The following is a 25,542-nucleotide window of genomic DNA, read 5'->3' on the forward strand; positions in this document are numbered from 1 at the left end:
CATGGCGTTTCTCACGTTCCAAGGCATGGCGAAAATCCTGGCAAAGGGGGCTGCCGGGAAGTGTCAACCATGTCTCCGCACACGTGTCCACCATGTGTCCGGTCTCTACAGTCGTTATCAAAGGGCCCAGGTGCCGTGCACCGGGGCAGGGGAATATCAGGCGGCGAACACCCGCACCGGTTGCTCGCCATCCCAGTCGCGGGCTTGAGCGATGCCGTGGTCGATCATCTGGCGCAGGCCTGCGCCTTCGATGACTTCGAACAGCACGCCGGGCTCGTTGGGGTTTTCCAGGTAGCAGACGCGGGTGGTGGCGTTGCCGGCTTCGAACACCGGTCGCAAGCCGCGCTCACGCAGGCGGGCGACGGCGCTGTCCAGCTCGTCCACCAGCCAGGCCATGTGGTGCAGGCCTTGGGCGCCGCGGTAAGGGGAGGGGCCGTCGCTGATGGTGTGGATCAGCTCGATCTGCAGGCCGCCTTGATAGGCCAGGCCCACGTTCATGCGAACTTGCACCGCCTGGCCTTGGTAGCTGCCTTGTAGCTGGACATCGCGAAACACCGTCCAGGGGCCGACGCCCAATTGCAGCCAGTGGTGGATGCTCTGGTCCAGGTCCTGGACCACGAATCCAAGCTGATCGAAGGCTTGCGGAGCAGGGTGGTGCATGGCGCGCGTCCTCTCTATGACACGGATTTATTATTTTGTGCCGCCATAATGGCACAAAAAATAAAGTATGTGTCATTGAGAAAGAGGTGAGCCTCAGTCGCCCAGCAAGCGCTGGCTGACCTCTTGCTGATCGCGTCCCCGTTCGATCAGCCAGCGTTGGAACGCCCGGCAGTGGCTGCGGTGGATGCTGCCGGGGTTCCAGGTCAGGTAGTACGAGGCCGGCATCGGCAGCGCCCGCAGGCAGGGCAGCACCAGTTGGCCGCTGGCGATGTCGCGGCTGATCATCGAGTACTGCGCCAGGACGATGCCCTGGCCGTCGATGGCGGCCTGGATGGCCATAGAAGACAGCGAGTAGATCCGGTAGTTGGTGATCTGCACCACGCCGACCCCCGTCTCCAGGAACCATTGCTCCCAGGAGGGTGGCGAGTCGAACTTCGGCCGCCAGTCGATGGTGATCAGCGGGTGTTCGAGCAGTTGCCCTGGCACCACGGGTTCGGCCAGCAGACGTGGGCTGCACGCCGGGACGACGCAGTCGCGGAACAGCTCGATGGTGTGCTGGTCGTCGTGGATGCCCTCGCCGTAGCTCAGGCGAAAGTCCACGCCATTGGCCTGGGCCTCGGAGGGTTCGGTGTGGGTGCCGTCCAGATAGAGGCTCAGCTCGGGATAGCCCGCCTGCCATTCGGCCACCAGCGGTGCCAGCCATTTGGAGAGCAGCGAGGGCAGGGCGCTGACGTAGAGGTGGTTGGTGTTCTTGGAGCGTTCCAGCTCCGCATAGGCTGCGCGCAAGCGTTCGAAGGCCTGACCGCAGCCTTCGTGAAAGCGCTGGCCGGCGGCGTTCAGGCGCAGGCGCTGGCCTTCCTTGACCGTCAGGCTCAGACCCACGGCCTCTTCGAGAATCTTCATCTGCTGGCTGACGGCGCCGGGCGAAATGCCCAGGCGCCTGGCGGCCTGGGTGATGCCACCGCACAGGCCGACGGCTTCGAAGACTTCCAGGGCTCGCAAGGGAGGGAGTTGGCTCATGGGGTTCTCGCTGGTTGGGTTTGGCGCGGCTATGGCAAGGGCTTCGCCCTTGATCGCGGGACAAGCCCGCTCCTACAGGTCTTGCGATACGCCAACATGCGCCGCTGTACCTGTAGGAGCGGGCTTGCCCCGCGATCACCGGCAACGCCGGTGCCATACCCCTCGAACATTGGAAAGGCACTCTATTTGTAGTTTAGAAAAACTAAATAAATCAACAGAAAACACTATCTATTCTTTTGTATCCCCCAGGCCTAGGCTGTGTTCCAAGAACCTGATGCAGCCCAAGACAACAACAACAGGAGCCTCACGCCATGTTCTTGAGAAATGCCTGGTACGCCGCCGCCTGGGACACCGAAGTCAAGCAAGCGCTGCACGCCACCACGCTGTTGGGCGAGCCTGTGGTGCTCTACCGCAAGGCCGACGGCGCGGTGGTGGCGCTGGAGGACGCCTGCCCACACCGCAAGCTACCGCTGTCGATGGGGCGCCTGCAGGGCGACACGGTCGAGTGCGGCTATCACGGGCTGACCTTCGACGGCGCCGGCACCTGCGTGAAGGCCGCGTGTGTGTCGCGGATCCCGCAGGCGGCCAAGGTGCGCAGCTACCCGGTGCACGAGCGCTACGGCCTGGTTTGGCTATGGATGGGCGACCCGGCGCTGGCCGATCACGCCAAGCTGTTGGAGATCCCTGAGTGGGATGACCCGGCCTGGGGCCTGAACCGGGGCGATTCGATGACCATCGATTGCAACTACCTGTACATGACCGACAACCTGCTCGACCCATCCCACGTGGCCTGGGTCCACCAGAGCAGCTTCGGCATCGCGGCCTGCGAGTCCGAGCCTTTGCAGACCCAGGTGAACGACGATGGCGTGGTGGTCTCGCGCTGGTTGCATGACATCGACGCCGCGCCGTTCTACCGCCAGTACCTCAAGTTCGAAGGTCGCTGCGACCGCCTGCAGTACTACGAAGTGCGCTATCCGGCCCACGCCATCATCAAGGGCGTGCACACCCCGGCCGGCAGCGGCGGGGACGGCGCGCCGGTGCACGAAAAAGCCTTCCTGATGGACTCCTACAACTTCATGACCCCGGTCGACGAGAACCGCACCCGCTACTACTGGTTCCAGTTGCGCAACTTCGATGCCGATGACGTGGAGGTCTCTCGCCAGTTCGCTGCCGACGTGCGCCACGCCTTCGAGGAAGACCGGGTGGTGTTGTCCGCCGTGCATGCCGGGATGAAGCAGCGCCAGAGCCCGAACATCGACCTGGCCATCGACGCTGGCCCCCTGCGTTTTCGCCGTGGCATGGAGCGCTTGATCCGTGAGGAGCAGCAGGCGGCCCTTGGGCTGCTGGACGCTGTCGAGGTGGATTCCCATGCCTGACGCCCTTCCCACCGCACAGGGCTTTGCGCGCTTCGAGGTGACGGCCAAGGTACGCGAGAGCGCGACCATCACCTCGCTGCTGCTCAAGCCCGCGCTGAACGATGCGCCCATCGCGTTTCGTCCGGGGCAGTTCATCGTCGTGCGCATCCCCCAGGCCCAGGGCCCGCAAGTGCTGCGTGCCTACAGCCTGTCCAGCGACCCGGACGATGCGCGGCACCTGCGCATCTCGGTCAAGCACGAGCAGGCCCCGGCGCACCTGCCTGAGGTGCCGGCGGGGGTCGGGTCGAGCTTTCTGCATGAGGCGCTGCAGGTGGGTGGGCAACTGGACATCGCCGGGCCTTCAGGCAATTTCGTGCTGGACGAAGACAGCGGCCGCCCCGTGCTGCTGTTCAGTGGCGGCGTGGGCCTGACGCCCATGGTGAGCATGCTGCACCGGTTGGTGACGCATTCGACGCGGGCGGTGTATTTCGTCCACGCCTGCGAGAACGGCGGCGTGCATGCCTTGCGCGAGGAAGTGCTGGCGCTGGCGGCCAGACGCCCCGGGGTGCAGGTGCACTTCTGCTACCGGGCGCCCACGGCGCAGGACCTGCAAAGCGGCCATCACCACAGCAGTGGCCTGGTGACCCGCCAGACCCTGCAAGGGCTGATGCCGTTGGATGACTACGACGCCTACCTGTGCGGCCCCCGGCCATTCATGCAGGCCAACTGGCGGCTGTTGCGCGGCCTGGGCATCGAGCGTTCGCGCATTCGCTACGAGTTCTTTGGCCCGGCGACGATCCTCGATGAGGACGAGCCCGCCGCGCCACCGGTGGCCCCCGTGATGCCAGCGGCCGAGGGCGCGCTGAGCGTGCGCTTCGAGCCGTCGGGCCAGGCGGTGCCCTGGGACGCCGCCTGCCCATCGCTGCTCGATTGCGCCGAGCAGGCGGGCCTGACGCCGCCGTTCAGTTGCCGAGCTGGGTTGTGCAATGCCTGCATGACCCCGCTGCTCAGCGGCACGGTCGAGTACGCCGAAGCGCCGTTGGCCGAGCCCGCGCCTGGGCATGTCCTGTTGTGTTGTGCCCGCCCGACATCGCCGGTGGTCCTGGCGTTGGGCGGCAAGTAGTCGTGCTGTTCGCAACACCCGTAGCACCGTGATCCGCCTTGCCCGCGTGCCCCTGACGACCTTTAAGGTCCGCATCGGAGAATAACAATGAACAACAAGAAACTCGGATTCGCCGCTTGCTCGCTGTTGATGACCCTGGCCAGTTTCAATGCTCCCGCCAAGGAGTGGGAGAACCTTCAGATCGCCACGGAAGGTGTCTACGAACCCTGGAACCGCACGCTGCCGGATGGCAGTTTCGACGGCTTCGAACCGCAGATGGCCAAGGTGCTGTGCGAGCGCATGCAGGTGCGCTGCACGATCGTCGCCCAGGACTGGGACGGGCTGATTCCGGGCCTGAAGGCCGGCAAGTTCGATGTGGTGATGGATGCCCTGGCGATCAGCCCGCAACGGCGCCAGGTGATCGACTTCTCCCGCCCCTACACCAAGGCGCCGGCCACCTTCGTCGCCCTGCGCAGCAGTGGCATCGACCTGGGCGGCGGTAGCCTCAGCCTGCGTGGCGATGCGGCCCAGGACGGCCCGCTGGTCGATGCGCTGCGCAAGAAGCTCGAGGGCAAGCTGATCGGCATCGTCTCGGGCACGGTGTACAGCAAGTTCATCCATGACCAGTTCGGCCAGGTGGCGACCATTCGCGAGTACAAGACCCCACCAGAGCCGTTGATGGACCTGAAAAACGGCCGGGTGGACGTGGTCTTCGAAGACCTGGGGTTTCTTGCCGGGGAGATGCAGCGCGGCGGCAGCGATGTGGTGCTGGTGGGCCCTGCGATCAACGGGCCGATCTGGGGTGAAGGCGAGGCCTTCGGCATTCGCCAGGGCGAGCCGGAACTCAAGGCCAAGCTGGACGCGGCGATCGCATCGTTGATCGCCGACGGCACCATTGCCGAGCTCAGCCGCAAGTGGTTCAAGCACGACTTCACGCCGCCCACGCATTGAGCCAGGGGTGTCGGCAGGCCTCGACCAGGGGCCTGCCGACCAGATCAGACGTGCGGCGGCCCTCGGCTTGCCGTACCCAGACACGCTGATGAGTGGGGTATGCACGTGATCGATTTGATCGGGTTCGGCGCGACCGGCTGGGGCAGTGTCCTGCTGCTGGCCGCGCTCATGACGTTGTTGGTGACCCTGGCGGCCTTGCTGGTCGGCGCACTGCTCGGTGCGCTGGTGGCGGCGGCGAAACTGCAGGGCAATGCGCTGCTGCGCTGGCTTGGCGAGACCTACACCACGGTGTTTCGCGGGGTACCGGAGCTGCTGGTGATCTACCTGTTCTTCTATGGCGGCTCGGCGCTGGTGAGCCAGGTCGGCCAGCTGTTCGGTGCCAAGGGCTTTGTCGGCATGCCGGCCTTCATGGTCGGGGCGCTGGCGGTGGGGGTGGTGTCCGGGGCCTACCAGGCCGAGGTCTACCGCGGGGCGTTCCAGGCGGTCTCGCGCAGTGAGCTGGAGGCCGCCAAGGCGATCGGTATGCCGATGCTGCTGCGCTTTCGGCGGATCATCGCACCGCAGGTGTTGCGCTTTGCCCTGCCGGGGCTGGGTGGCGTCTGGCAGATCAGCCTGAAGGACTCGGCGCTGATCTCGGTGACAGGGCTCGTCGAGCTGATGCGCGCCAGCCGCGTGGCGGCGGCGTCCACCGGGCAATTCGTGTTGTTTTTCCTCACTGGGTGTGCGCTCTACCTGCTGCTGACGGGGTGTTCCAACCTGGTGTTTTCGCGTGCCGAGCTGCGGGTCGGCAGAACCTTGCGGCGCGGTTGAAAAAGGGGCTCGAACATGTCGATCGACTTTGTGTTTCTAGGCGACACCCTGCTGCAACTGTTGCGCGCCTTGCCCACCACCTTGGTGTTGTTCGCCGCCTCGGTGGGCTTGGGATCCGTGCTGGCCGGTGGTGTGGTGTGGCTGCGGGTGTGTGACGTGGCGGCGCTGCGCCACCTGGCGCGGGGCTACATCTTCTTGTTCCGCGGCTCGCCGCTGCTGATCCAGCTGTTCCTGTTGTACTACGGCTTGAGCCAGTTTCCCGAGGTGCGCCAGAGCCCGCTGTGGCCGGTGCTGCGCGACCCACTGGCGTGCGCGGTGATCGCCCTGGCCCTGTGCACGGCCGGCTACATGGCCGAGATCTTCCGCGGCGGGCTTCTGGCGGTGCCGGCGCAGCAAATCGAGGCTGGGCGGGCAGCGGGGATGTCCGGTTGGCTGCTGGCGCGGCGGATCATCATCCCGATCGCCCTGCGTAGCTGCCTGCCGGCCTACTCGACAGAGGTCATCCTGATGATGAAGGCCACCTCCCTGGCCAGCCTGGTGACGGTCTACGAGATCTCCGGGGTGGCCCAGCGGATCATCTCCGAGACCTACCGCACGCTGGAGGTGTTCCTTTGCGCTGCGCTGATCTACCTGGTGTTGAACTTCCTGATCGTCCGCACACTGGCGCGGGTCGAGCGCTGGCTGTCGCCTACGCAACCGGCCGCCGCGCGACCGACAACAAGAAAGTACGCCTTGAGCGTGCGAAGAGGGTAAGTGGCATGACAACTGGCAACGATCCGGTGCTCGAGATCAAGCACCTGCGCAAATCCTTCGGCAACCTGGAGGTGCTCAAGGGCATCTCGCTCCAGGCCCATCAAGGGGATGTGGTATCGATCCTCGGCTCCAGCGGTTCGGGCAAGAGCACCTTCCTGCGCTGCATCAACCTGCTGGAGACGCCCGATGCGGGGGAGATCCACGTGGCCGGCGAGCAGATCGCCTTCAAACGCGGTCGCCATCGCCTGCCGGTGCCTGCCGACCGGCGCCAGGTGGACCGCCTGCGTCCGGAGCTGGGCATGGTGTTCCAGAGCTTTGGGCTGTGGTCGCACATGACCGTGCTGGAAAACGTCATCGAAGGGCCGCTGCATGTGCAGAAGCGCCCACGGGGCGAATGCATCGAGCAGGCCGAGGCGCTGCTGGAAAAGGTCGGCATGGCGGACAAGCGCCACCATTACCCGGCGTTTCTTTCCGGCGGCCAGCAGCAGCGGGTGGCCATCGCCCGCACCCTGGCGATGCGGCCACGGGTGATCCTGTTCGATGAGCCCACCTCGGCGCTGGATCCGGAGCTGGTCGGCGAAGTGCTCAAGGTGATGCGCTCGCTCGCCGAGGAGGGCCGGACCATGCTGGTGGTGACCCACGAGATGGGCTTTGCCCGCAACGTGTCCAACCGGGTGGTGTTCATGCACCAGGGGCTGATCGAGGCCCAGGGTTCGCCTGAGGAGATGTTCAAGGACCAGCGCTCGGAGCGTTTCAGCCGGTTCATTCTCAGTCAGGCCTGATTCCTACACACATCAACGATTTTTCGCCTGTTCCTGCACAGGACGGGCTTCCTGCGCCCTGAAAAAGGCCAACGAGTAGAGAGAGCAGAGCAATGCGTATTCATCCCCAAGCTATTTCCACTGTGGTTTTGGACGACGCCAAGCCCACCCACGAGCAGTTCATCGCGGTGGCGCGCTATGGCGCGAAGGTGCAGTTTTCCGACGCCTATCGCGCCCGTGTCGATCGTTCGCGTGGGTTGGTTGAGCGCTTTCTGGCGGAGAACCGCTTGGTCTATGGCGTGACCACCGGCTTTGGCGACAACGTGCGCCATGTCATTTCGCCGGAAGATGCCCAGACCCTGCAGGTGAACATCGTGCGCTCCCACGCGGTGTCGGTGGGCGAGCCGCTCAATCGCGAGCAGGTGCGGGCGATCCAGCTGATGATCCTGGTCAGCCTGGGCAAGGGCTTCTCTGGCGTGCGCATGGCGCTGCTGGAGCAGATCGCGGGGCTGCTCAATAACGATGTCATGCCCTTTGCGCCCGGTGAGGGCTCGGTGGGTTACTTGGGGCCTGAAGGGCACCTGGCCCTGGTGTTGATCGGCGAGGGCAAGGCCAAGGTGGCGGGGGGCGAGTGGATCGATGGCGCCCAGGCGCTGCGCCAGGTGGGCATGCAGCCGCTGGAGCTGCAGTGCAAGGAAGGCCTGGCGATGCTCAACGGCACCACCTCGGTCACCGCCATCGCCACCCTGGCCCAATACAACGCCAACCAGGCTGCCGAGGTGGCCGACGTGGCTGCGGCGCTGTCACTCGAAGTGCTCAAGGGCACCATCCGCGCCTTCGACCCGCGCTACCACTCGGTCAAGGCCTATGCCGAGCAGGCCCAGACAGCCAGCAGCATCAAGCGCCTGCTCGCTGACAGCCGTTTGATCGAGGAAAACATCGACTACCGGCTGCAGGATACCTACAGCCTGCGCGCCATCCCCCAGGTGCACGGCGCCTCCAAGCGCTTCATCGCCTATGCCCAGGCCTGCATCGACAATGAGATCGCCTCGTCCGGTGACAACCCGGTGATCTACCCGACCGAGGAGGGCAACGGTGTGGCCATCTCCGGGGCGAACTTCGATGGCTCCTTCGTGGGCATGGCCGCCGACACCTTGTGCAATGCCATGACCAACCTGGCGAAAATCTCCGAGCGGCGCACCGACCGCATGGTCAACTCGCACTTCAGTGAGATGCCGGCCTTCTTGGTGCGCAACCCGGGGCTGAACAACGGCTACATGATCATCCAGTACACCGCGGCGGGGCTGCTCGGCGAGATGAAGGTGCTGTCGCACCCGGCCACCATCGACAGCGTGTCGACCTGCGGCAACCAGGAAGACCCGGTGAGCTTTGCCTTCAATGCGGCGATCAAGGCCTACCAGGTGTCGCGCAAGCTGGAGTCGGTGTTGGCCATCGAGCTGCTGGTCGGCTGTCAGGCCTTGGACTTCCATGACCCGGCCAAGGCGTCCAGTGCCACGCGTGGCCTGTATGCGTTGGTGCGCAGCCGAGTGCCGGTGGCCGACGAGGACCGGGCGTTCTATCCGGACATCGTCGCGGTGACCGAGCAGGTGCGCTCGGGTGAGGTGATGGCCACGGTCCAGGAGGTGCTCGACGGGCGTTGATTGATTCACGGGGGCCGCGTTGCGGCCCACGTTTCTCACCCTTGCCCCAGTCCCCGAACCTTGGCACCCTTTGCCGGCCATTGCGTATCGCCAAGACAGCAAAAAAAGGAACCGCCAAGGTGAGCTGGGAAAAAGTCGGGAAAGCCCTCGTGGGCGTGCTGGTCGTCGCGACCTCGGTTGCAGCGCTGTACATGGCGCTCAAGGACGACAGCGGCCTGGAGGCGCGCCTGACCTACGCCTACCTGACCTACCCGAGCCAGTTCAGCGAACGCATCAGCACCGCCAACGACCTGCTCAAGTACGAGCGTCTGCACGCGCAGGTAAGCGCCATCGGCAAGGGGGTGTTGGACCATCAGCAGGTCGACAAGCTGGTCGAGCTGGCCCAGGCGCCTTACCTGCAACTGTTCGCCAAGCCCTTCGAGGCGGGGTTGGTGGACCATCGCACCGGCCTGCTCATCGAGCTGCGCAACAAGGGCCAGGCGCCACTCAAGAATGTGCACATCCGCCTGCCAGCCAAGGGGCTGGTGCAGATCCGCGACGATGCCGGCAATGACAACATCCTCCAGGCGCCGACCAGCACCCTCGACATCGATACCATCGAGCGGGAGGGCGCGTGCAAGGTATGGGTGTACTTCGATTCCGACTACTCGCTGATCCGCCAGGGCGGGATCAGCATTCGTCATGCCGGTGGGGCGGCGGATGTGCAGGTATACCGGGAGCTGGTGGGGTTCCCGGCCTGGGTGGGGCGGTACAGCCGGGAAGTCATAGTGCTGTTGGCGGTGCTGGCGGTAGCGGTGCTGGCGCTGGGGGTTATGACCCTGAGACAGCGGCGCAAGCTGGCGCTGATGAAGCAGACCGACTGATTGGCGGTGCCTGCTTCGCGGGTAAACCCGCTCCCACAAGGTCAGTGCAAGACTCACGCCCACGCGGCTTGCAGTGCTTCCTGTGGGAGGCCGGCCGACTGATTGGCGGTGCCTGGTTCGCGGGTAAACCCGCTCCCACAAGGTCAGTGCGAGACTCACGCCCACGCGGCTTGCAGTGCTTCCTGTGGGAGCGGGTTTACCCGCGAATGGGCCGTCACAGGCGCTCACTCATATGTAGCCAATCAACAACAACACCAGCAACACGACCAGCACCACGCCGATGATGCCGGAAGGGCCGTAACCCCAGGCGCGGGAGTGGGGGAATACAGGCAAACCACCAATCAACAGCAGGATCAGGATGATGATGAGGATCGTGACCATGGTTGAGTCCTTGCGTCAGTGGAGGGAAAGGGGCTCGGTACGGCTGGCCTCTTGCTAATTCCGACTGTCGTGCGCGCGCAAAGATTCCATTCGATCCGCTAGTGCTCGTTCAACTGTGCCCGTCATGCAGTGCCAGGCTTTGGCGAAGATGTTCGAGCATGGCGCTGCGCAGCGCCTCGGGCGCCAGCAGCCGGATGGCTCCGGCGTGGGACAGCAGCCAGCCCATCAAGGCAGTATTGTCCAGCACCGTGGCGGTGAGCTGAGCACCGCCCTCAGGCAGGCTGTCCAGGCGCATGTCCTCGGCCAGCGGCTGTTGTCGCAGGCGTCGGGCCAGGGCGTCGTCGACCCAGGCGTGCAACTGCACCGGCTGCGCGCTGGCCAGGTCGTTCGGGTGCAGGGGGCGTACGTCGTCCAGGTTCAGGCCCGGCTGCCAGTGCCAGCCGTAGGGCATGCCTTTGGCGTTGCAATGCAAGGGGAACAGTGTCGCCAGTTCGTTGAGGTCGCGTTCGACCGTACGCTTGGTGGTCTTGTGGCCGATCCTGGCCAATGCCGCTTGCAGCTGGGTGGCGCTCATGCCGGGATGACGATGGGGCAGCAGGTTGAGCAACTGCCATTGGCGAGCGATGGTGTGGCGGGTGGTATGGCTGGGCAACGCGGGATCCTTGGTCGGGCAGGGGCTGATCGCTTCAATAGTGGCGATTGGCTATGGCGGGGAGCATACACAAGCTGGCGGATCGGATCCAACTTGCGGCGCTGGCGGCGGGGGCCGCTTTGCGGCCCTTGGGTTTACGCCAGGCTTTCGCGCAGGCCCTCGATGAAGGCTTCCTCGGCCCGGCTCATGCGTTGGTCGCGGTTCCACAGCAGGTGCACATCCACATCGGCGATGCCCTCCAGCGGCGGTAGCTTCCACAACAGCCCGGCGGCCACCTCCTCTTGCACCCCATGCTCGGGCAGGCAGCCGATGCCGAAGCCTGCGATCACCAACCGGCGTACTTCCTCGAAGCTGGGCGAGGAGGCAACGATGCGGCCGGTGAAGCCTTGCTGGTCACGGAAGATGGTCAACGGCGAGAGCATGCCGCCGATCTGGTCGCTGCTGAAACTGACGAAGTTCTCCTGCTTGAGGTTGCCCTGCGCCTGCCCGAACAAGCGGTGGTGCTTGCCGCAGAAGAACGCATAGCGCTGGCGCTGGAGCAGGCGTTGCTCGAGACGGGCATGGCGATGGCGGCTCAGGCTCAGGCCGGCAGTGGCGGTTTTTTCCTGCAGGGCGGCGACGATGTCGGTGCTGCGCATCACCTCGATCTCCATTTCCACCCGTGGGTACTGTTGGTGAAAGCGTGCCAGGAAGTCATCGAACCGCTGGCAGCACAAGCGGCTGATCATCAACAGGCGCACCTTGCCGACGACCTCTTCGCTCGGCTGTTCCAGCAGACCGCTGATTTGCGCGACCTGCCCATACACCTCGCCCGAAAGCGCGAACAGCCGCTCGCCCACCTCGGTGAGCACGAAACGCGGCCCGCGGCGGGCGATCAGCGGGCGACCGAGTTGCTCCTCCAGGCGCTTGAGCGCCTGGCTCACCGCCGGTTGGGTCAGGTGCAGGCGGGCGGCGGCCCGGCTGATGGAGAGCTCCTGGCCGATCACCCGGAAGGTGCGCAGCAGGTTCCAGTCGAGGCGGTCGTTGAACGGGCGATCGGGCATGGTGGCGTTCGATGATAAACCGGTGGTGGCTTGAGTTTAGCGTTGAGCGTGCGGTCGGCGCCGTCGGGGTTTACATGCCGCCCCGGCGCACGTGCTTGACCAGCACCTTTTCCAGCAATTCCCACATGGCCGGCTCCGTGCTGAACGCCACGTTGAAGCGCATCCACCCGGTGGCCTTGGCATCGACCATGAACAGCTGGCCAGGCCCGAGCATGATGCCTTGCTCCAGGGCATCGTCCAGCAGCGCGGCGCTGTCGGGGATGGCGGGGTGGCGGGTCCAGATGTACATGCCTTCGTCGGACTCGGTGAACAGCTCGAAGCCCAGCCGGTGCAGGTGCCGGCCCACTTCCTGGTGGGCTTCGGCCAGGCGCTGGCGCAGGCGCTTGAGGTGCTTGCGCCAGCGCCCGTCGATGATCGCGGCATACACCACGCGCTCCATCACCTGGGAGGTGGTGAGTCCCGAGCGCATCTTCAGGTGCAGCAGCTGTTGCATGAGTTCGGGGTTGGCCAGTAGGTAGCCGACCCGCACGTTAGGCGAGATGCTCTTGGAATAGCTACCCACGTACACCACCTGTTGCAGGTGATCGAGGCTGGCCAGGCATGGCTGCGGCTCGGCGATCATGTCGGCGTACAGGTTGTTCTCCACCAGGCGGAAACCATGGCGGGTGGCCAGTTGCAGCAGGCGATGCAACTGGGGCAGGGGCGTGCGCGAACAGGTGGGGCTGTGCAGGTGCGGCTGGGTGAAGAAGGCTGTAGGGCGGTGGTGGGCGAGCAGGCGCTCCAGTTGGTCCAGGTCGTAGCCTGCCGGGGTGCGCGGCACGCCGACCAGGGTCGCGCCCTGGGTGCGCAGGATGCTCATCAGGTTGGGGTAGCCGGGGTCGTCCACCAGCACCACATCGCCCGGACGTACCAGGGTGCGCGCGGCCAGGTCCAGGGCCTGGCTGGCGCCGTGGGTGAGCATCAACTGCGCAGGATTGGCGACGATCGACAGTTCTTGTTGCAAGTTCTGCGCAGTCAGCAGCCGCAGCTCGGGCAGGCCCATGGGGTCGCCATAGCCGGAAAGCTCAAGGGGGCTGCCGGCCACCTGGCGCAGGCCACGGCGCAGGCCGTCTTCGTACATCCAGTCGTTGGGCAGCCAGCCGCAGCCGGGCTTGTAGGGCAACTGGCGGGTCTCGAAGATCTGCTGCAGGTACCACTCGGAGTTGAACGTCGGTCGGGTGGTATCGGCCTCCTGCTGCTGGCTTTCGAGCAATTCGCCCGCGGCACGGTTGACGAAGAACCCCGCATTGCCGCGGCTGACCAGCAGGCCTTGGGCCACCAGGCGGTCATAGGCTTCGACCACGGTGAAGGTGCTCACCGAGTAGGTGGCGGCGAAGGCGCGGATCGAGGGGACCTTGGCGCCGGGTTTGAGGGTCTGCTTGTCGATCAGCTCGCGCAACCCATCGATGATCTGGTTGACCAGCGGTGTGGAGGAGTCGGGGTGTAGTTGCAGCATTCGGGTGCCTTCAGGGGTGCGTATCGCCAAGCGCCTGCAGGGTGTCGCGGGTGTATTGCATTGGCGGCCTGTACAGTGCAGTGCGTATTTCGTGCCACTGTGCATGGCTCTGTGTGGCAGACATTTTTACATTACGTGTCAGTTATCGCCACCAGCGTACATGTCAGCGTCATGCACAATCACAAATTCGCTGCTTTGCCGTCGAGGTTCGCCTCGCACCTTCATTTCGTCGCACCGGGCCTTCGCCGCTCGGCCCGCACAGGTTTCAGTTCGTCCGGGGGCCAGCCTTCGGACGCGTAAGCAGGCCGCCATGGAAGGCCTGCGTGTGCCTTGGCACACCTTCCTGCCCGCATAAGTACTGATGTTAGGTGAGACCGATAGCCATCGGGGTTTCACAGTTTTTCCTTGGATAAAAAGAAGCACGGGGTACACAACTGATGGACGCAACATCCACATCCACCACCGCGAAGGGAGAGCACGAGAGCAAGCTCAGTGCCTCGCTCAAGTCGCGCCACCTGACGATGATGTCGATTGCCGGGGTCATTGGCGGCGCCTTGTTCGTCGGTTCCGGCAGCGTGATCCACAGCGCCGGCCCGGCTGCGGTCCTGGCCTACCTGGCTGGCGGCATCCTGGTGGTGCTGATCATGCGCATGCTCGGCGAGATGGCGACTTCCTCGCCGGACACTGGCTCGTTCTCTACCTACGCCGACCGCGCCATCGGCCGTTGGGCCGGTTTCACCATCGGCTGGCTGTACTGGTGGTACTGGGTCATCCTCATGGCCTGGGAAGCCTACGTGGCGGGCAAGATCCTGCATGGCTGGTTCCCTGGCGTCAGCGTCAACGTGTTCGTGCTGGCCACGACCTTGCTGCTGATCACGGTCAACTTCTTCAACGTCAAGCACTACGGCGAGTTCGAGTTCTGGTTCGCCCTGATCAAGGTGGTGGCGATCGTCTGCTTCCTGACCGTGTGCACCGCAGCGGTGTTCAACATCTGGCAGTTCGGTGAAGTGCGCGGCGTCAGCCATCTGACCGCCGAAGGCTTCATGCCCAACGGCATCACCACGGTGATCGGTGCATTGCTGGGGGTGATGTTCGCCTTCCTGGGCGCCGAGATCGTGACCATCGCCGCCTCCGAAGCGAAGGATCCGTCCACCCAGATCGTCAAGGCGACCAACTCGGTGGTCTGGCGTGTGTGCCTGTTCTACGTGGGTTCGATCTTCCTGATCGTCTGCCTGGTGCCGTGGAACGATCCGCACCTGGGTGAGTCCGGCTATGGCGCCTACCGTCGTACCCTGGAGCTGCTGGGCGTGCCGTACGCGGAGCTGTTGATGAACTTCGTGGTGCTGACCTCGGTGAGCAGTTGCCTGATCTCGGGCCACTACACCGCCTCGCGCATGCTGTTCTCCCTGGGCCAGCGTGGCGATGCGCCGTCGATGTTCAAGATCACCCGTGCCGGTACCGGCGTGCCGGTGTACGCGATCATGGGTTCGTGCGTGGTGGCGATCCTCTGCGCGCTGATCAACTTCAGCGAGACCCTGCGTCCGAAGGACGTGCTGGAAACCCTGATGAACACCACCGGCATGATTGCTTTGCTGGTGTACCTGGTGATCGCCTTCTCGCAACTGCGCATGCGCCGCAAGCTGCAGGCCGAAGGCAAGGAAATCCGCCTGAAGATGTGGCTGTTCCCCTGGCTGACCTACCTGGTGATCGCCTTCATCGTGGCGGCCTTGGTGACCATGGCGTTCATGCCTGACTACCAGATCCTGGTGATCTCCACCGGCATCGCCGCGGCCATCGTGGTGGCCATGGGCGTGGTGCACCAGATCCGCACTGGCAAGCGCCACTAACGCGCCTTTGCCCTGCAACGCGGCCGGCTCCCCTCGGGGACCCGGCCGTTTTCATTTCTGCGCGTCGGATCGGCTCACCACGGTCAGCCAGCGGGTGTAGGTGTCCACCCTGATGGGCAGCTCGGCACGCAGGTCGGCCAGGGCTTGGTCGCTGTCATCCAGAGGCAGGTCGCGCCACACTCGCAGGCCTTGCAAGGCCTCGGCGTCGAACCACAGCAATCCCTGGCGATGGCGCGCCAGGCGCTGCAGGGTCTCGCTCAGGGGCTGGCCCTCGGCCGGCAGGCGCTGCAGGTGCCAGGCTGCCTGCAACGTGCCGCTGTCCACGGAACCCAGGGTGCCGGGGCCGTTGGCCTCGAAGCGCAGGTGCTGGCCCTCGCTCAATGACAGGTGGCGCGTGGCGTCTTCGAGATCGGCCTGGCCTCGCAGCACACTGACCTCGCTGACATCGCCCAGACGCTCGACGATCAACTGGCCTGCCAGCGGACGCAGGGTGCCGTGGGCCGTGCTGATCCGAAACGGTCGCGCATCGCCTGCGGCGATCTCGATCAATACCTGGCCATTGAGCAATTGCAGATGCCGCTGCGTGGCATCGAACTCCACATCCACCGAGGAGCTGGCGTCGAGGGTCAGCAGGCTGCCGTCTTCGAGCTTGCGGGTCAGGCGGTGATGGCTGTCGGTGGAGAGGTCGGCCAGCTCGAAGCCCTGGCCCATCCAGGGGGAGGCGAGCAGGGCGGACGCTACCATCAGGGCGAGGATGGCCAGGGGCAGGGTGAGATGGCGGAACAGTCTCATGGGCGTTCAGGGGTGTTTGCCGTGTAGTCCCTCTAAGGATAGACACTGGCGTGTCGGGGCCGCTGTGCGGCCCATCGCAGGCTCCGCCAGTTCCTACGAAGCTAGCTGTGTTGCATTCAATGCACGGTCTTGCGCTGCTTCACGCAGGCCTGGGCCTGTAGCGCGAGGGCATCGAGGCGTTCGTCGCGCTGTCTTTCCGCGGCCATCATGGCTTCGTCGCCGTGCTGCTTGAGCAGGTAGGCGTGGATTTGCCGCACTTCGGTGGTGCGGTAGATCGGGGCGATGTCCAGGCGACCGACCAGCGCGCCGCTGGCGTGACCGGTGCTGCTCATCAGCACCTGCGGCCCGGCCGCGCTCACGACCTGCAAGCCCATTCCCTCGAACCACGGCACCTGCCCGGCAAACGCATTGAGCTCGACGCAGGCATAGCGTGATTGCGTATCGGCCAGCAGCGCCCGGGCGATGCCTTGGCGGCGGTGGTCGGGGTGCACGGCCAGAAACGCCAGCACGCAGGCCTGGTCGTCATCCTGGGCGGGCAGGGCGAGGGCGAAGCCAAGCAGTTGGTCCGGGGCTTCGGCATCCAGCGCCAGGGTCAGTTCCACGGCCAGGCCACGGGTGCCATCCATGGCCTGCAGATACTGATGCACCTCCAGGCCTACACCGTACTGATACAGCGGATACAACGGGTTGTCCGGGGTGATGGCCACGCTGCTCAGCTCACCGACGTGGTCGATCACCAGCTGGCGGATCTGGTTCTGGAAGGATTCGGGGGGCATGCCGTCGAGGCGGCTGAGAATGAACATCGGACAAGCTCCAGCAGGGTCGAACCATCCCGCGCCGAGCGGCGCGGGAGGCACAGTCTAACCCAGGGCGGCGAGCATCAGGTCGAGGTTCTGCACGGCCGCGCCCGAGGCGCCCTTGCCAAGGTTGTCGAACACCGCCGTGAGCACGACCTGGCCGTGGGCCGGGTTGGCGTACAGCGCCAGGCGCAGGTCGTTGGTGTCGTTCAGCGCTTCGGGGTCCAGTCGAGGGGCTGGCCCTTGCTGATGTAACGGCATGACCTGCACATGGCGTGCGCCCTGGTAGTGCTGCTCGAGGCAGGCCTGCAGGTGCTCGGCGGTGACGTCGCCTGGCAGCAGGCGCAGTTGCACGGGGATGCTCAGTACGATGCCCTGGCGGTAGTCGCCATAGCCCGGCATGAACACCGGCCGCGCGCCGAGCCCGGCATGCTGCTGGATTTCCGGTACATGTTTGTGGGCCAATTCCAGGCCATAGAGCTGCAGGGCAGGCACCTTGGCGCCACGGGCGTGCTCATGCTGCTCCACCGCAGCGCGGCCACCTCCTGAGTACCCCGAGATGGCCTGGATGCTCAACGGATAGTCCGCCGGCAGCAGCCCCGCCCGGATCAGCGGCCGCAACAGGGCGATGGCGCCGGTCGGGTAGCAGCCCGGGTTGCTCACGCGCTTGGCCTGGGCAATGCGTTCGGCCTGTTCGGCGTCGAGCTCTGGCAGCCCGTAGACCCAGCCGGGTGCGGTGCGGTGGGCGGAGCTGGCATCGATCACCCGTACCGCCGGGTTGTGGATCGCCGCCACGGCCTCGCGGGCGGCGTCGTCAGGCAGGCACAGCAGGGCGATGTCGGCCTCGTTGATGGCCTCGGCGCGGCGCTGCGGGTCTTTGCGCTCGGCTTCGGGGAGGGTCAGCAAGCGCAGGTCCTGGCGGCCTTGCAGGCGGGCGTGGATCTGCAGGCCGGTGGTGCCTTGATCGCCGTCGATGAAGACGAGAGGGGTGTGCATGGTCGGGGTCCGTTAGCAGGAGGGATGGCCTATGCTCGCCTGCCTCTGGACGAAAGAAAATTTGAATATCATGATGCTGAAATTCAGAAAAAATGAATGGTTGTGTCGCCTTTTTCGCGGGTGATCCGCGCCCATAGGCCTGCCGCTGAACCCGGATCCACGCCGTACCTGGGGGAGCGGGTCTACCCGCGAAAAGGCCAGCCCCAGAGGACCTCAATGCGCGAAATCAGCCTCGACCGCCTGCGTACCTTGGTCATCATCGCCGACCTCGGCTCTTTCGCCGAGGCTGCCCGCCAGCTCAATTTGGCGCCGCCGACCATCAGCCTGCACGTGGCCGAGCTGGAGGCGCGCGTGGGGGCGCCGCTGCTCACTCGCACCCGGGGCCAGGTGCGGCCCACCACCGTGGGAGAGACGCTGCTGAGCCGTGCCCGGCGCCTGCTGGCCGATGCCGATCTGGCCCTGGATGAGGTGCGCCGGCAGGTGGAGGGGCTGACCGGACGTGTGCGCCTGGGGGCCTCCACCGGGGCCATTGCCCACCTGCTGCCCAAAGCCTTGGAGCACCTGCGCGAGGCGCATCCGGGCATCGACGTGCACGTCCAGGTCCTGACCTCTCAGGCTTCCCTGGCGCGCCTGCGCGAGGGCACGCTGGACATCGGCCTGGTGGCGCTGCCCCAGGTGGCGGGCAAAGCCGTGAAGGTCACGCCATGGCGGCGTGACCCGATCATGGCCTACGTGCCGGCCGACTGGCAGCCACCGGCCAAGGTCACGCCTAGCTGGCTGGCCCAGCGTGCGTTGATTCTCAACGACAGCAGCACCCAGTTGTCGCGGGTGACGGCTGAGTGGTTCGCGGCGGCGGGGCTGTATCCAGAGGCGCGTATCGAGCTGAACTACAACGACGCGATCAAGAGCCTGGTGGCGGCAGGCTACGGTGCGACCTTGCTGCCCCAGGAGGGCGAGGCTGCCGAGCACGACCGGCGCATCGCCTGCAGGCCCTTGCGACCTGGCTTGTGGCGGCAGCTGGGAATCGCCTGTCGGGACGGGCAGGTGGATCGGGCCACCGGGTATGTGCTGCAGGCGCTGGAGCGGCTGCGTCAGTGAGGTCTGGCTGATTTTTCGAGGGAGACTATGCTTTTGGCTGCGTCGGGCCCGCCGACGTGCCTGCCAGACGTCCGGCTTTTCTCACGGAGAACACACCATGAAATCCCTGACACTGCTGCTGATCGCTTCTATATTGAGCTTCACCGTCCACGCCGAAACCAACCCGGAAACCAACTGCGCCGCCAAGATCAAGGAACTCGAGGACATCCACCGGACCGATGGCCAGGCCTTGCACGGTGGCATGGCCAAGGACTATCAGAACCTGCTCGATCAGGCCAAGCAGGCCCAGTCCGCTGGCAACATGGCCGAATGCCAGGCCTCGGCCGACCGCGCCAAGACCATCTACAACAAGGCCCGCGGCAAGTAGCGCGCCAGTGCGCCCAGGCCTGGTCGCCTGCAGGTGATGGGCCTGGGTAGGCGACCGGAAATCTTCGCAGCGTCTGTCGGGCGCCTGAGCGCCGCCGTCAGAACCAGCGGTCGTTGCGCTTGCGACCGCGGGTCAGCGCCGGCAGGATCAGCCCGGCCAGCAGGCCGGCACCGGCGATACTGCCGCCGTAGACCATGTAGCGCATCATCACCTGTTTGTTCTCATCGCCCAGGCGCGCCTGGGTGTCGCGCAGCGACGACTGCGCCTCGTCGAGCTGCTCGTTGAGCGATTTGTTGCGCGCTTCCAGCTCGGCGACCAGCGCCTTACGGGAGTCGAGGGTTTCCTGCATGCCTTGCACGCGGTTCTTCCAGCTGTCGTCGATGGTCTTGAGCTGCTCGGACAACTGCGCCACCTGGGCATCGAGGGCCGGCAGGCGTTCGGCCTGGCCAGGAACCGACTGCAGGTCGCTGTTGAGGATCCACACCAGGTCGCCGTTCTGCCCGCGCACCTGGCTGTACTCACCCTGAGTGGCGACTAGCGTGACCTTCTGCCCGGCCTTGACCGAACCGACGATGCGATGGCCATTGGTGGGGCCGCTGCGCACGTAGGTGCTCAGGCTGTCGCTGACCCAGCGTGCATCGCTGGCCGGGTCTTCGGCGTGCGCGGGGACGGCGAGGGCGAGCAGGGCGGCGGCGAACAGGGGGGCGAGGGCGGAGGGGGCTTGGCGGCGGGAATCAGGCATGGTGGTCTTCGCAGGAACTGGACAAAAGAAGGCCCGGTGACTGGGCCGATGAACCGGTCGGTGAGTTGACCGTCAGCGAAAGACCGTTTTTATCGCAGCAGGTTCACTGCTTGTTGTAGGAAATGTCTGCAGGATGTTGCGAGTAGATCTGGGATGCTGTGGCAGCAGGCGCAGGCCTTGTGGTGTCCGCTGCGCGGGTAAACCCGCCCCCACAAGGCCGTGCGGACCTGTGGGGCGCGAGTTCAGCCGCTGAGCGGTCGTGACAGGTTAGGTCACTACCTGATAGCACGGCACATACGCCGCGCCGCCGGGCAACTTCATCCGGTGCTGGTCAACGAAGGCCTGCAACAAGCGCCCCAGCGGATCGAGCACAGCGCTGTCGCCGCGGATCTGATACGGGCCGTGCTCTTCGATCAGGCGGATGCCTTTGTCCTTGACGTTGCCCGCCACCACCCCGGAGAAGGCCCGGCGCAGGTTGGCGGCCAGCTCGTGGGGTGGCAGGTCCCGGCGCAGCTCGAGGTTGGCCATGTTTTCATGGGTGGGGTCGAATGGGCGCTGGAACCCTTCCTCGATCTTCAGCAGCCAGTTGAAGTGGAAGGCATCGTTGCGCTCGCGCCGGAACTGCTTGACCGCCTTGAGTCCCTCGACCATGTGCCGGGCCACTTCGGCCGGGTCGTCGATGATGATCTGGTAGTGCTGCTGCGCCGTCTCGCCCAAGGTCGCGCCCACGAACGCATGCAACTGCTGCAGGTAGGCCTCGGCGCTGCGCGGGCCGGTGAGCACGACGGGGAAGGGCAGGCCGGCGTTGTCCGGGTGCATGAGGATGCCCAGCAGGTACAGGAACTCCTCGGCGGTGCCCGCGCCCCCTGGGAAGATGATGATGCCGTGGCCGACCCGCACGAACGCTTCCAGGCGTTTTTCGATATCCGGCAGGATCACCAGCTCATTGACGATCGGGTTGGGCGCCTCGGCGGCGATGATCCCGGGTTCGGTCAGGCCCAGGTAGCGGCTGCCGTGCATACGTTGCTTGGCGTGGGCGATGGTCGCGCCTTTCATCGGGCCTTTCATCACGCCAGGGCCGCAGCCGGTGCAGACGTCCAGCTTGCGCAGTCCCAGCTCGTGGCCGACCTTCTTGGTGTATTGGTACTCCTCGCTGCTGATCGAGTGCCCGCCCCAGCACACCACCATCTTCGGCTCCACGCCCGGACGCAGGGTGCGGGCGTTGCGCAGCAGGTGGAAGACGTAATCGGTGATGCCCTGGGAGCTTTCCAGGTCGATGCGCTGGCTGGCCAGCTCGCTTTCGGTGTAGACGATATCGCGCAGGGCGCTGAACAGCATCTCGCGGGTGCTGGCGATCATCTCGCCATCGACGAAGGCATCGGCCGGTGCGTTGAGCAGCTCCAGGCGTACGCCGCGGTCTTGCTGATGGATGCGAACCTCGAAGTCCTGGTAGGCCTCGAGGATGGTCTTGGCATTGTCGACATGGGCGCCGGTATTGAGGATGGCCAGGGCGCACTGGCGGAACAGGGTGTATAGGCTGCCGGTACCGACTTCACTCAGTTGCTGGACTTCACGTTGCGACAGCGTCTCCAGGCTGCCTTTGGGGCTGACGGATGCGTTGATGACATGGCGTTGGGGCATCTAAGTCTTTCCTGTGCAATGAAACTTCCTACTTGGACACCACCATACCGACAAAAACGCACGGCAACGAGGGGGGCACGGAAAAAGCCTGGGTACAGCGCGGTACTGCGATGACAGCGAGAGGGACGGCTGTGGCGGTGGACGCCGAGATCAGGTGGCGGCAGCGCTCTCATTTTGTCTGATCCAGTCTATTCGCGGGTAAATCGGAGCGCCGAACCGCCGCTCCCACAGGTTCGGCGGTGTCCTTCAGAGCAGCGCTGTTCCGCAAAGCGAGGTTCAGCGGTGCCTTGCGGATCGACGCGGACGTCGTGGGAGCGGGTTCGCCGTTGCCGTTCATCCGAAAAGACGTTGTACCCCCAGGGTGATCGCCAGGCCGCCACCGATCAGCCACAGGTTGAGGATCGCGCCGGTGATCAGGGCTCGTGGGCCGGCCTGGCGGATCTGGCTGAAGCGGGTTTCCATCCCCAGTGCGGTCATGGCCATGGTCAGGGCGAAGGTGTCGAGGCTGTTGAGGGTGCTCACCACCGGTGTCGGCAGGATGTGCAGCGAATTGACCAGCACCAGCAGCAGGAAGCCGAAGGCGAACCATGGCACGGCGATGCGTCCGCCGCCCTGGGCCTGGCCTTGCTGGCGCGAGCGGCTGATCCACAGACCCACCACCAGCAGCACCGGCACCAGCAGCAGGACGCGGGTCATCTTCACGATGGTGGCAATGTGGGTGGCCTCGGGGCTGACGTTGCTGGCCGCGCCCACCACCTGCGCCACTTCATGCAGGGTACCGCCGAAGAACAGGCCCACGCCGAGGGTGTCCAGTTGCACCCAGCCCGCGCTGACCGCCAGCGGGTAGAGGAACATCGACAATGTACCGAACAGCACCACGCTGCCCACCGCCATGGCGGCTTTGTGCGGCTGCGAGCGCAGCGCCGACTCGAACGCCAGCACAGCGGCCGCGCCACAGATGGCGCTGCCGGCCGCGGTCAACAGGGCGGTGTCGCGGTCAAGCTTCATCACCTTCATGCCCACCAGCAGGCCCACCAGCAGGGTGCTGACCACCACCAGCAGCGACACCGTCAGGCCCGACCAGCCCACCTGGGCGATCTCCTGCAAGCTCACCCGCAGGCCAAAGAACGCCACGGCCAGGCGCAGCAGGTTGCGCGCCGAGAAGTTGACCCCCGCCGCCCAGCTGTCCGGTAGCCCATAGCGCAGGGCATTGCCATAGAGGGCACCGGCGACGATGCCGACGATCAGCGGGCTGATCCCCAACCCCGCGATGGCCGGCAGGGCCGCCACCTGGGTGACGGCGAGGGCGAACAGGGCGACGAACAGAATGCCGTTGAGCCGCCCACGGGTCGCGTGGGTAGGCGCAAGGGCGGGGGCAGGATGGGCCGTGGCCATGGTAAGACCTCCGAGGTGAGTTGATGAGGTCTACGTTAATTCAGTTATAAGCTTATAAAAAATCGTGATTTAGGATGGCAAATATCCGCTTAGCTGATATTTTGAATTCATGACCCCTGAGCAACTGATAACCTTCGCCACCGTCGCCGAGCACGGCAACATCAGCCACGCCGCCGCCGCGCTGCACTTGTCGCAGCCAGCCGTGTCGGGCCAGCTCAAGCTGTTGCAGGAAGAATTTGGCGAGCCTCTCTATCAACGGGCCGGGCGGGGCGTGCGCCTGACCGCCGCGGGCGAGCAACTGCTGGGCCATGCCCAGCGCCTGCGCGAGACCTTCCATCAGGCCCAGGCCCTGCGCGATGCCATGCGCGGCCTGGAGCGCGGCACCTTGCGCATCGGCGCCAGCACCACGCCGGCGAGCTATCTGTTGCCGTACCTGATCGCGGACTTCCACACCCGCTATCCAGACATCGTGATCAGCACCAGTCATGGCAACACGGCGGAGATCGTAGCCTCTCTGGGCGAGCTGGACATCGCCTTGATCGAAGGCCCGCCAGGCCAGGAACTGCCGCTTGGCACCAGCGTCACCGCCTGGCGCGAGGACGAGATCGTCGCCATCGTGCCGAGTGGCCATCCGCTGGCCGATGGCGCCCAGGTGCAGACGCTGCAAGCGCTGGGGGCGTATCCGCTGGTGCTGCGCGAAAGCGGCTCGGGGGTACGGCAGTTGGTGGAGCGCGCCTTCGTCCGGGAGGGCGTGGCGATGCGCGTGGCGCTGGAGATCGCCGGGGTGGAGGGGGTGAAGGAAGCGGTGCGGGCGGGGATGGGCATTGGCTTCGTGTCGGCGATGTCGATTCGCCATGAAGACAATGCCCTATATCGGCTGGGCATTGCGCCCGAGCCGCTGACGCGGCATTTCTCGATATTGATGCCCCATGCCGCCGCGCCGTCGAGGGCGGCGCGGCGGTTTATGGGGATGTGTTTGGGGGATGTAGCCTTGGGCTGAAGGCCACGCTGACAGTGGTCAGGTCTGTTAGCGGGCAGAGGCATTCAATACGCCAGGAAGCTACTTCAACTGCCGGCTACACAGCCCTCTAAACTTATCAGCATCCTCACGTACATCCACCCTACCGGTAGGCAATTCATGTTGCCGGGCGAGCGCCATATGACGCCCAGTTCCTGCTGAATCACTCAGCCATATGGGTGTAACAGAGTTATGCGTCTGAATGTAACCCCATTCAGAGGTCAGTGAGCCTACGGTGCGAATGCCTTCTCCTATCGACACTTCTTTAGCAGATACGGGATTAAGCCCCTGGCTTTGACAGGCATTCATGGCGTCAGTCCACGTTATCCAATCAGGCTCGACGTGATACCACGTCTTTATTTTTAGCGTGTAACTATGAGATACGGCGCTGCCTTTGCGTGTGCCCGTAACTGTGATGGTGCCCGAAGCGTCAGGTCCCGGACTTGCGGTGAACCTAAGATAAGGGCCATTGTGGCCAGGCGTTAGCCAATTAGCTGTCGAGGTCCATACATAGTCCGTTGGGTCGGCATTGTTGGCTAATACGGGAGCTATAACGCCTTCCAGATAAGCGGTAGTTGGAAGCTGACTTTTGATGGGGAACTCATGACGATTGAATACGAAGGCGGTGATTTCAGTCGTCAGCAGCTCGATGGGCCTCTTCAGCGTTTCCATGCGCTTGCCATCGACTAGCGGAATGACTTCATACTCACCTACGTTGGGTCCGCGGAGCGTCACTTGATAGCCACTGGGCGTTGAGGTGACTGCGCTTAAATTGACATCGGCCGCTGGTTTTCCAGTTTTGTCGGTCACGAGGAACGACACACGATCGAGTATGTCCCACATCACTTGGTTAAATTCGTTGCGCACGACCACCGTATGAGTGCTGTGATCCACATCGTCTGCGAGTATTTTGGTGGGCCAACTGTAGATATCGGAGTGCGCCTCTGAAGGCGGCAGCGTCGATACGGTCAAGTTCGCTTTCAGGCTGTTCATCGTGTCGCTTTCGACACGAGGGATGATGGTCAGCTCGCCCGGAATCTTGGTTGTCAGGGTGGCGCGGTAGTTGCCCTCGATGGTTTCCCGGATAGGGCTTAACGTGAGATCGCCAGGTGGCAACGGTTTGTTGTCTGCGCTGGCAATGATGAACGTCAAGACGTCGGTCAACCCACTTATAGGCTTTTCGTTGATGTCCTTGGCGGTGAAGTCCAAGGTTGCCGCCTCTTTGCCATTTGCCTTGATCGTGTCTGGCTTTACTTCAAACTTCGAGTGACTTGCGACCGGAGGCAGCGGCAGCAACTCGACCTCGGCTTTCAGCGTGCCGAAGGGGGCGCCGTTGTAGTGC

The 25,542-nt window shown here is 64.7% G+C and carries 25 protein-coding genes; 12 read left to right on the forward strand and 13 right to left on the reverse strand.

The window, feature by feature from the left end; all coding sequences use genetic code 11:
- Positions 1-156 precede the first annotated feature (156 nt).
- Entirely contained in the window at positions 157-660 is a 504-nt protein-coding gene (locus ACNFCH_RS24470; RefSeq protein WP_416744232.1) for a VOC family protein, read from the reverse strand.
- A gap of 93 nt (positions 661-753) precedes the next feature.
- Positions 754-1,680, reverse strand: coding sequence for a LysR substrate-binding domain-containing protein (locus tag ACNFCH_RS24475; protein ID WP_416744234.1), 927 nt, complete (start codon positions 1,678-1,680; stop codon positions 754-756).
- Between the two features lie 311 nt (positions 1,681-1,991).
- On the opposite strand from ACNFCH_RS24475, the gene ACNFCH_RS24480 reads away from it, so the two are divergent.
- From ACNFCH_RS24480 to ACNFCH_RS24515, 8 genes are all read left to right on the forward strand, one after another.
- Positions 1,992-3,056: a Rieske 2Fe-2S domain-containing protein gene (locus tag ACNFCH_RS24480; RefSeq protein WP_416744236.1), complete on the forward strand. Its 1,065-nt coding sequence runs from the start codon at positions 1,992-1,994 to the stop codon at positions 3,054-3,056.
- On the forward strand, positions 3,049-4,158 hold the full coding sequence (locus ACNFCH_RS24485) for an FAD-binding oxidoreductase (protein WP_416744238.1): 1,110 nt from the start codon (positions 3,049-3,051) through the stop codon (positions 4,156-4,158). The genes ACNFCH_RS24480 and ACNFCH_RS24485 overlap by 8 nt, the downstream gene beginning before the upstream one ends.
- Positions 4,159-4,245: 87 nt before the next feature.
- Positions 4,246-5,088 carry a transporter substrate-binding domain-containing protein gene (locus ACNFCH_RS24490; RefSeq protein ID WP_337157387.1) on the forward strand — a complete coding sequence of 281 codons (843 nt, stop codon included), beginning with the start codon at positions 4,246-4,248 and terminating at the stop codon, positions 5,086-5,088.
- 99 nt (positions 5,089-5,187) lie between these two features.
- Entirely contained in the window at positions 5,188-5,898 is a 711-nt protein-coding gene (locus ACNFCH_RS24495; RefSeq protein WP_416744241.1) for an ABC transporter permease, read from the forward strand.
- A gap of 15 nt (positions 5,899-5,913) precedes the next feature.
- Positions 5,914-6,651 carry an ABC transporter permease gene (locus ACNFCH_RS24500; RefSeq protein ID WP_416744243.1) on the forward strand — a complete coding sequence of 246 codons (738 nt, stop codon included), beginning with the start codon at positions 5,914-5,916 and terminating at the stop codon, positions 6,649-6,651.
- 5 nt (positions 6,652-6,656) lie between these two features.
- Positions 6,657-7,433, forward strand: coding sequence for an ABC transporter ATP-binding protein (locus ACNFCH_RS24505; RefSeq protein ID WP_337157389.1), 777 nt, complete (start codon positions 6,657-6,659; stop codon positions 7,431-7,433).
- Positions 7,434-7,525: 92 nt separating this feature from the next.
- The gene (locus ACNFCH_RS24510; RefSeq protein ID WP_416744245.1) at positions 7,526-9,073 is read left to right on the forward strand and encodes an HAL/PAL/TAL family ammonia-lyase; all 1,548 of its coding nucleotides are present in this window, start codon (positions 7,526-7,528) and stop codon (positions 9,071-9,073) included.
- A 119-nt stretch (positions 9,074-9,192) separates the two neighbouring features.
- Complete coding sequence (locus tag ACNFCH_RS24515) at positions 9,193-9,936, forward strand: hypothetical protein (protein ID WP_416744247.1); 744 nt, start codon at positions 9,193-9,195, stop codon at positions 9,934-9,936.
- A gap of 228 nt (positions 9,937-10,164) precedes the next feature.
- Here ACNFCH_RS24515 and ACNFCH_RS24520 read toward each other — a convergent pair whose 3' ends face one another.
- From ACNFCH_RS24520 to ACNFCH_RS24535, 4 genes are all read right to left on the reverse strand, one after another.
- Positions 10,165-10,317 (reverse strand): DUF3309 family protein, encoded by a 153-nt coding sequence (locus tag ACNFCH_RS24520; RefSeq protein WP_043215415.1) that lies wholly within the window; start codon positions 10,315-10,317, stop codon positions 10,165-10,167.
- Between the two features lie 109 nt (positions 10,318-10,426).
- On the reverse strand, positions 10,427-10,969 hold the full coding sequence (locus ACNFCH_RS24525; protein ID WP_337157392.1) for a WYL domain-containing protein: 543 nt from the start codon (positions 10,967-10,969) through the stop codon (positions 10,427-10,429).
- A 134-nt stretch (positions 10,970-11,103) separates the two neighbouring features.
- Positions 11,104-12,012: a LysR family transcriptional regulator gene (locus tag ACNFCH_RS24530; RefSeq protein WP_416744250.1), complete on the reverse strand. Its 909-nt coding sequence runs from the start codon at positions 12,010-12,012 to the stop codon at positions 11,104-11,106.
- 70 nt (positions 12,013-12,082) lie between these two features.
- Entirely contained in the window at positions 12,083-13,507 is a 1,425-nt protein-coding gene (locus ACNFCH_RS24535; protein WP_337157394.1) for a PLP-dependent aminotransferase family protein, read from the reverse strand.
- A 437-nt stretch (positions 13,508-13,944) separates the two neighbouring features.
- Here ACNFCH_RS24535 and ACNFCH_RS24540 point away from each other — a divergent pair, with 437 nt between their 5' ends.
- On the forward strand, positions 13,945-15,354 hold the full coding sequence (locus ACNFCH_RS24540; protein WP_416744252.1) for an amino acid permease: 1,410 nt from the start codon (positions 13,945-13,947) through the stop codon (positions 15,352-15,354).
- A gap of 51 nt (positions 15,355-15,405) precedes the next feature.
- Here the strand turns inward: ACNFCH_RS24540 and ACNFCH_RS24545 are convergent, their stop codons facing one another.
- The 3 genes from ACNFCH_RS24545 to argC all read right to left on the reverse strand — a co-directional run bounded on the left by ACNFCH_RS24545 (position 15,406) and on the right by argC (position 17,939).
- Entirely contained in the window at positions 15,406-16,146 is a 741-nt protein-coding gene (locus ACNFCH_RS24545; protein WP_337157396.1) for a FecR domain-containing protein, read from the reverse strand.
- Between the two features lie 116 nt (positions 16,147-16,262).
- Positions 16,263-16,949 carry a GNAT family N-acetyltransferase gene (locus ACNFCH_RS24550; protein ID WP_337157397.1) on the reverse strand — a complete coding sequence of 229 codons (687 nt, stop codon included), beginning with the start codon at positions 16,947-16,949 and terminating at the stop codon, positions 16,263-16,265.
- Positions 16,950-17,006: 57 nt separating this feature from the next.
- The gene (gene argC, locus ACNFCH_RS24555; RefSeq protein WP_416744255.1) at positions 17,007-17,939 is read right to left on the reverse strand and encodes an N-acetyl-gamma-glutamyl-phosphate reductase; all 933 of its coding nucleotides are present in this window, start codon (positions 17,937-17,939) and stop codon (positions 17,007-17,009) included.
- Between the two features lie 216 nt (positions 17,940-18,155).
- Between argC and ACNFCH_RS24560 the strand changes: the two genes are divergently transcribed.
- Together ACNFCH_RS24560 and ACNFCH_RS24565 are read left to right on the forward strand one after the other, a co-directional pair.
- On the forward strand, positions 18,156-19,037 hold the full coding sequence (locus tag ACNFCH_RS24560) for a LysR family transcriptional regulator (protein WP_416744257.1): 882 nt from the start codon (positions 18,156-18,158) through the stop codon (positions 19,035-19,037).
- Positions 19,038-19,134: 97 nt separating this feature from the next.
- Positions 19,135-19,404: a hypothetical protein gene (locus tag ACNFCH_RS24565; protein WP_416744258.1), complete on the forward strand. Its 270-nt coding sequence runs from the start codon at positions 19,135-19,137 to the stop codon at positions 19,402-19,404.
- Between the two features lie 97 nt (positions 19,405-19,501).
- On the opposite strand, the gene ACNFCH_RS24570 is transcribed toward ACNFCH_RS24565, so the two are convergent.
- The 3 genes from ACNFCH_RS24570 to ACNFCH_RS24580 all read right to left on the reverse strand — a co-directional run bounded on the left by ACNFCH_RS24570 (position 19,502) and on the right by ACNFCH_RS24580 (position 23,182).
- Positions 19,502-20,146 (reverse strand): TIGR04211 family SH3 domain-containing protein, encoded by a 645-nt coding sequence (locus tag ACNFCH_RS24570; protein ID WP_337157401.1) that lies wholly within the window; start codon positions 20,144-20,146, stop codon positions 19,502-19,504.
- Positions 20,147-20,413: 267 nt separating this feature from the next.
- Positions 20,414-21,787, reverse strand: coding sequence for a nucleotide 5'-monophosphate nucleosidase PpnN (ppnN, locus tag ACNFCH_RS24575; RefSeq protein ID WP_323114689.1), 1,374 nt, complete (start codon positions 21,785-21,787; stop codon positions 20,414-20,416).
- A 333-nt stretch (positions 21,788-22,120) separates the two neighbouring features.
- Positions 22,121-23,182, reverse strand: a complete 1,062-nt coding sequence (locus ACNFCH_RS24580) for a YeiH family protein (protein WP_416744261.1) — start codon at positions 23,180-23,182, stop codon at positions 22,121-22,123.
- Between the two features lie 109 nt (positions 23,183-23,291).
- On the opposite strand from ACNFCH_RS24580, the gene ACNFCH_RS24585 reads away from it, so the two are divergent.
- Positions 23,292-24,182 carry a LysR family transcriptional regulator gene (locus ACNFCH_RS24585; protein WP_337157403.1) on the forward strand — a complete coding sequence of 297 codons (891 nt, stop codon included), beginning with the start codon at positions 23,292-23,294 and terminating at the stop codon, positions 24,180-24,182.
- A gap of 60 nt (positions 24,183-24,242) precedes the next feature.
- Here the strand turns inward: ACNFCH_RS24585 and ACNFCH_RS24590 are convergent.
- Positions 24,243-25,542: invasin domain 3-containing protein (locus ACNFCH_RS24590; protein ID WP_416744263.1), on the reverse strand; the 1,300-nt coding region annotated here is incomplete at its 5' end.

The sequence above is a fragment of the Pseudomonas sp. NY15354 genome (assembly GCF_048068075.1).
In the GTDB taxonomy this organism is placed as follows: domain Bacteria; phylum Pseudomonadota; class Gammaproteobacteria; order Pseudomonadales; family Pseudomonadaceae; genus Aquipseudomonas; species Aquipseudomonas guariconensis_C.

Bases quoted from the DNA above. Each gene is read 5' to 3' on its own strand.
- ACNFCH_RS24565 (WP_416744258.1), top strand. From the start codon at position 19,135: ATGAAATCCCTGACACTGCTGCTGATCGCTTCTATATTGAGCTTCACC.
- ACNFCH_RS24545 (WP_337157396.1), bottom strand. From the start codon at position 16,146: ATGAGACTGTTCCGCCATCTCACCCTGCCCCTGGCCATCCTCGCCCTG.
- ACNFCH_RS24510 (WP_416744245.1), top strand. From the start codon at position 7,526: ATGCGTATTCATCCCCAAGCTATTTCCACTGTGGTTTTGGACGACGCC.
- argC (WP_416744255.1), bottom strand. From the start codon at position 17,939: ATGCACACCCCTCTCGTCTTCATCGACGGCGATCAAGGCACCACCGGC.
- ppnN (WP_323114689.1), bottom strand. From the start codon at position 21,787: ATGCCCCAACGCCATGTCATCAACGCATCCGTCAGCCCCAAAGGCAGC.
- ACNFCH_RS24550 (WP_337157397.1), bottom strand. From the start codon at position 16,949: ATGTTCATTCTCAGCCGCCTCGACGGCATGCCCCCCGAATCCTTCCAG.
- ACNFCH_RS24530 (WP_416744250.1), bottom strand. From the start codon at position 12,012: ATGCCCGATCGCCCGTTCAACGACCGCCTCGACTGGAACCTGCTGCGC.
- ACNFCH_RS24560 (WP_416744257.1), top strand. From the start codon at position 18,156: ATGCGCGAAATCAGCCTCGACCGCCTGCGTACCTTGGTCATCATCGCC.
- ACNFCH_RS24570 (WP_337157401.1), bottom strand. From the start codon at position 20,146: ATGCCTGATTCCCGCCGCCAAGCCCCCTCCGCCCTCGCCCCCCTGTTC.
- ACNFCH_RS24495 (WP_416744241.1), top strand. From the start codon at position 5,188: ATGCACGTGATCGATTTGATCGGGTTCGGCGCGACCGGCTGGGGCAGT.
- ACNFCH_RS24475 (WP_416744234.1), bottom strand. From the start codon at position 1,680: ATGAGCCAACTCCCTCCCTTGCGAGCCCTGGAAGTCTTCGAAGCCGTC.
- ACNFCH_RS24490 (WP_337157387.1), top strand. From the start codon at position 4,246: ATGAACAACAAGAAACTCGGATTCGCCGCTTGCTCGCTGTTGATGACC.
- ACNFCH_RS24540 (WP_416744252.1), top strand. From the start codon at position 13,945: ATGGACGCAACATCCACATCCACCACCGCGAAGGGAGAGCACGAGAGC.
- ACNFCH_RS24485 (WP_416744238.1), top strand. From the start codon at position 3,049: ATGCCTGACGCCCTTCCCACCGCACAGGGCTTTGCGCGCTTCGAGGTG.
- ACNFCH_RS24500 (WP_416744243.1), top strand. From the start codon at position 5,914: ATGTCGATCGACTTTGTGTTTCTAGGCGACACCCTGCTGCAACTGTTG.
- ACNFCH_RS24520 (WP_043215415.1), bottom strand. From the start codon at position 10,317: ATGGTCACGATCCTCATCATCATCCTGATCCTGCTGTTGATTGGTGGT.
- ACNFCH_RS24535 (WP_337157394.1), bottom strand. From the start codon at position 13,507: ATGCTGCAACTACACCCCGACTCCTCCACACCGCTGGTCAACCAGATC.
- ACNFCH_RS24585 (WP_337157403.1), top strand. From the start codon at position 23,292: ATGACCCCTGAGCAACTGATAACCTTCGCCACCGTCGCCGAGCACGGC.
- ACNFCH_RS24505 (WP_337157389.1), top strand. From the start codon at position 6,657: ATGACAACTGGCAACGATCCGGTGCTCGAGATCAAGCACCTGCGCAAA.
- ACNFCH_RS24480 (WP_416744236.1), top strand. From the start codon at position 1,992: ATGTTCTTGAGAAATGCCTGGTACGCCGCCGCCTGGGACACCGAAGTC.
- ACNFCH_RS24470 (WP_416744232.1), bottom strand. From the start codon at position 660: ATGCACCACCCTGCTCCGCAAGCCTTCGATCAGCTTGGATTCGTGGTC.
- ACNFCH_RS24580 (WP_416744261.1), bottom strand. From the start codon at position 23,182: ATGGCCACGGCCCATCCTGCCCCCGCCCTTGCGCCTACCCACGCGACC.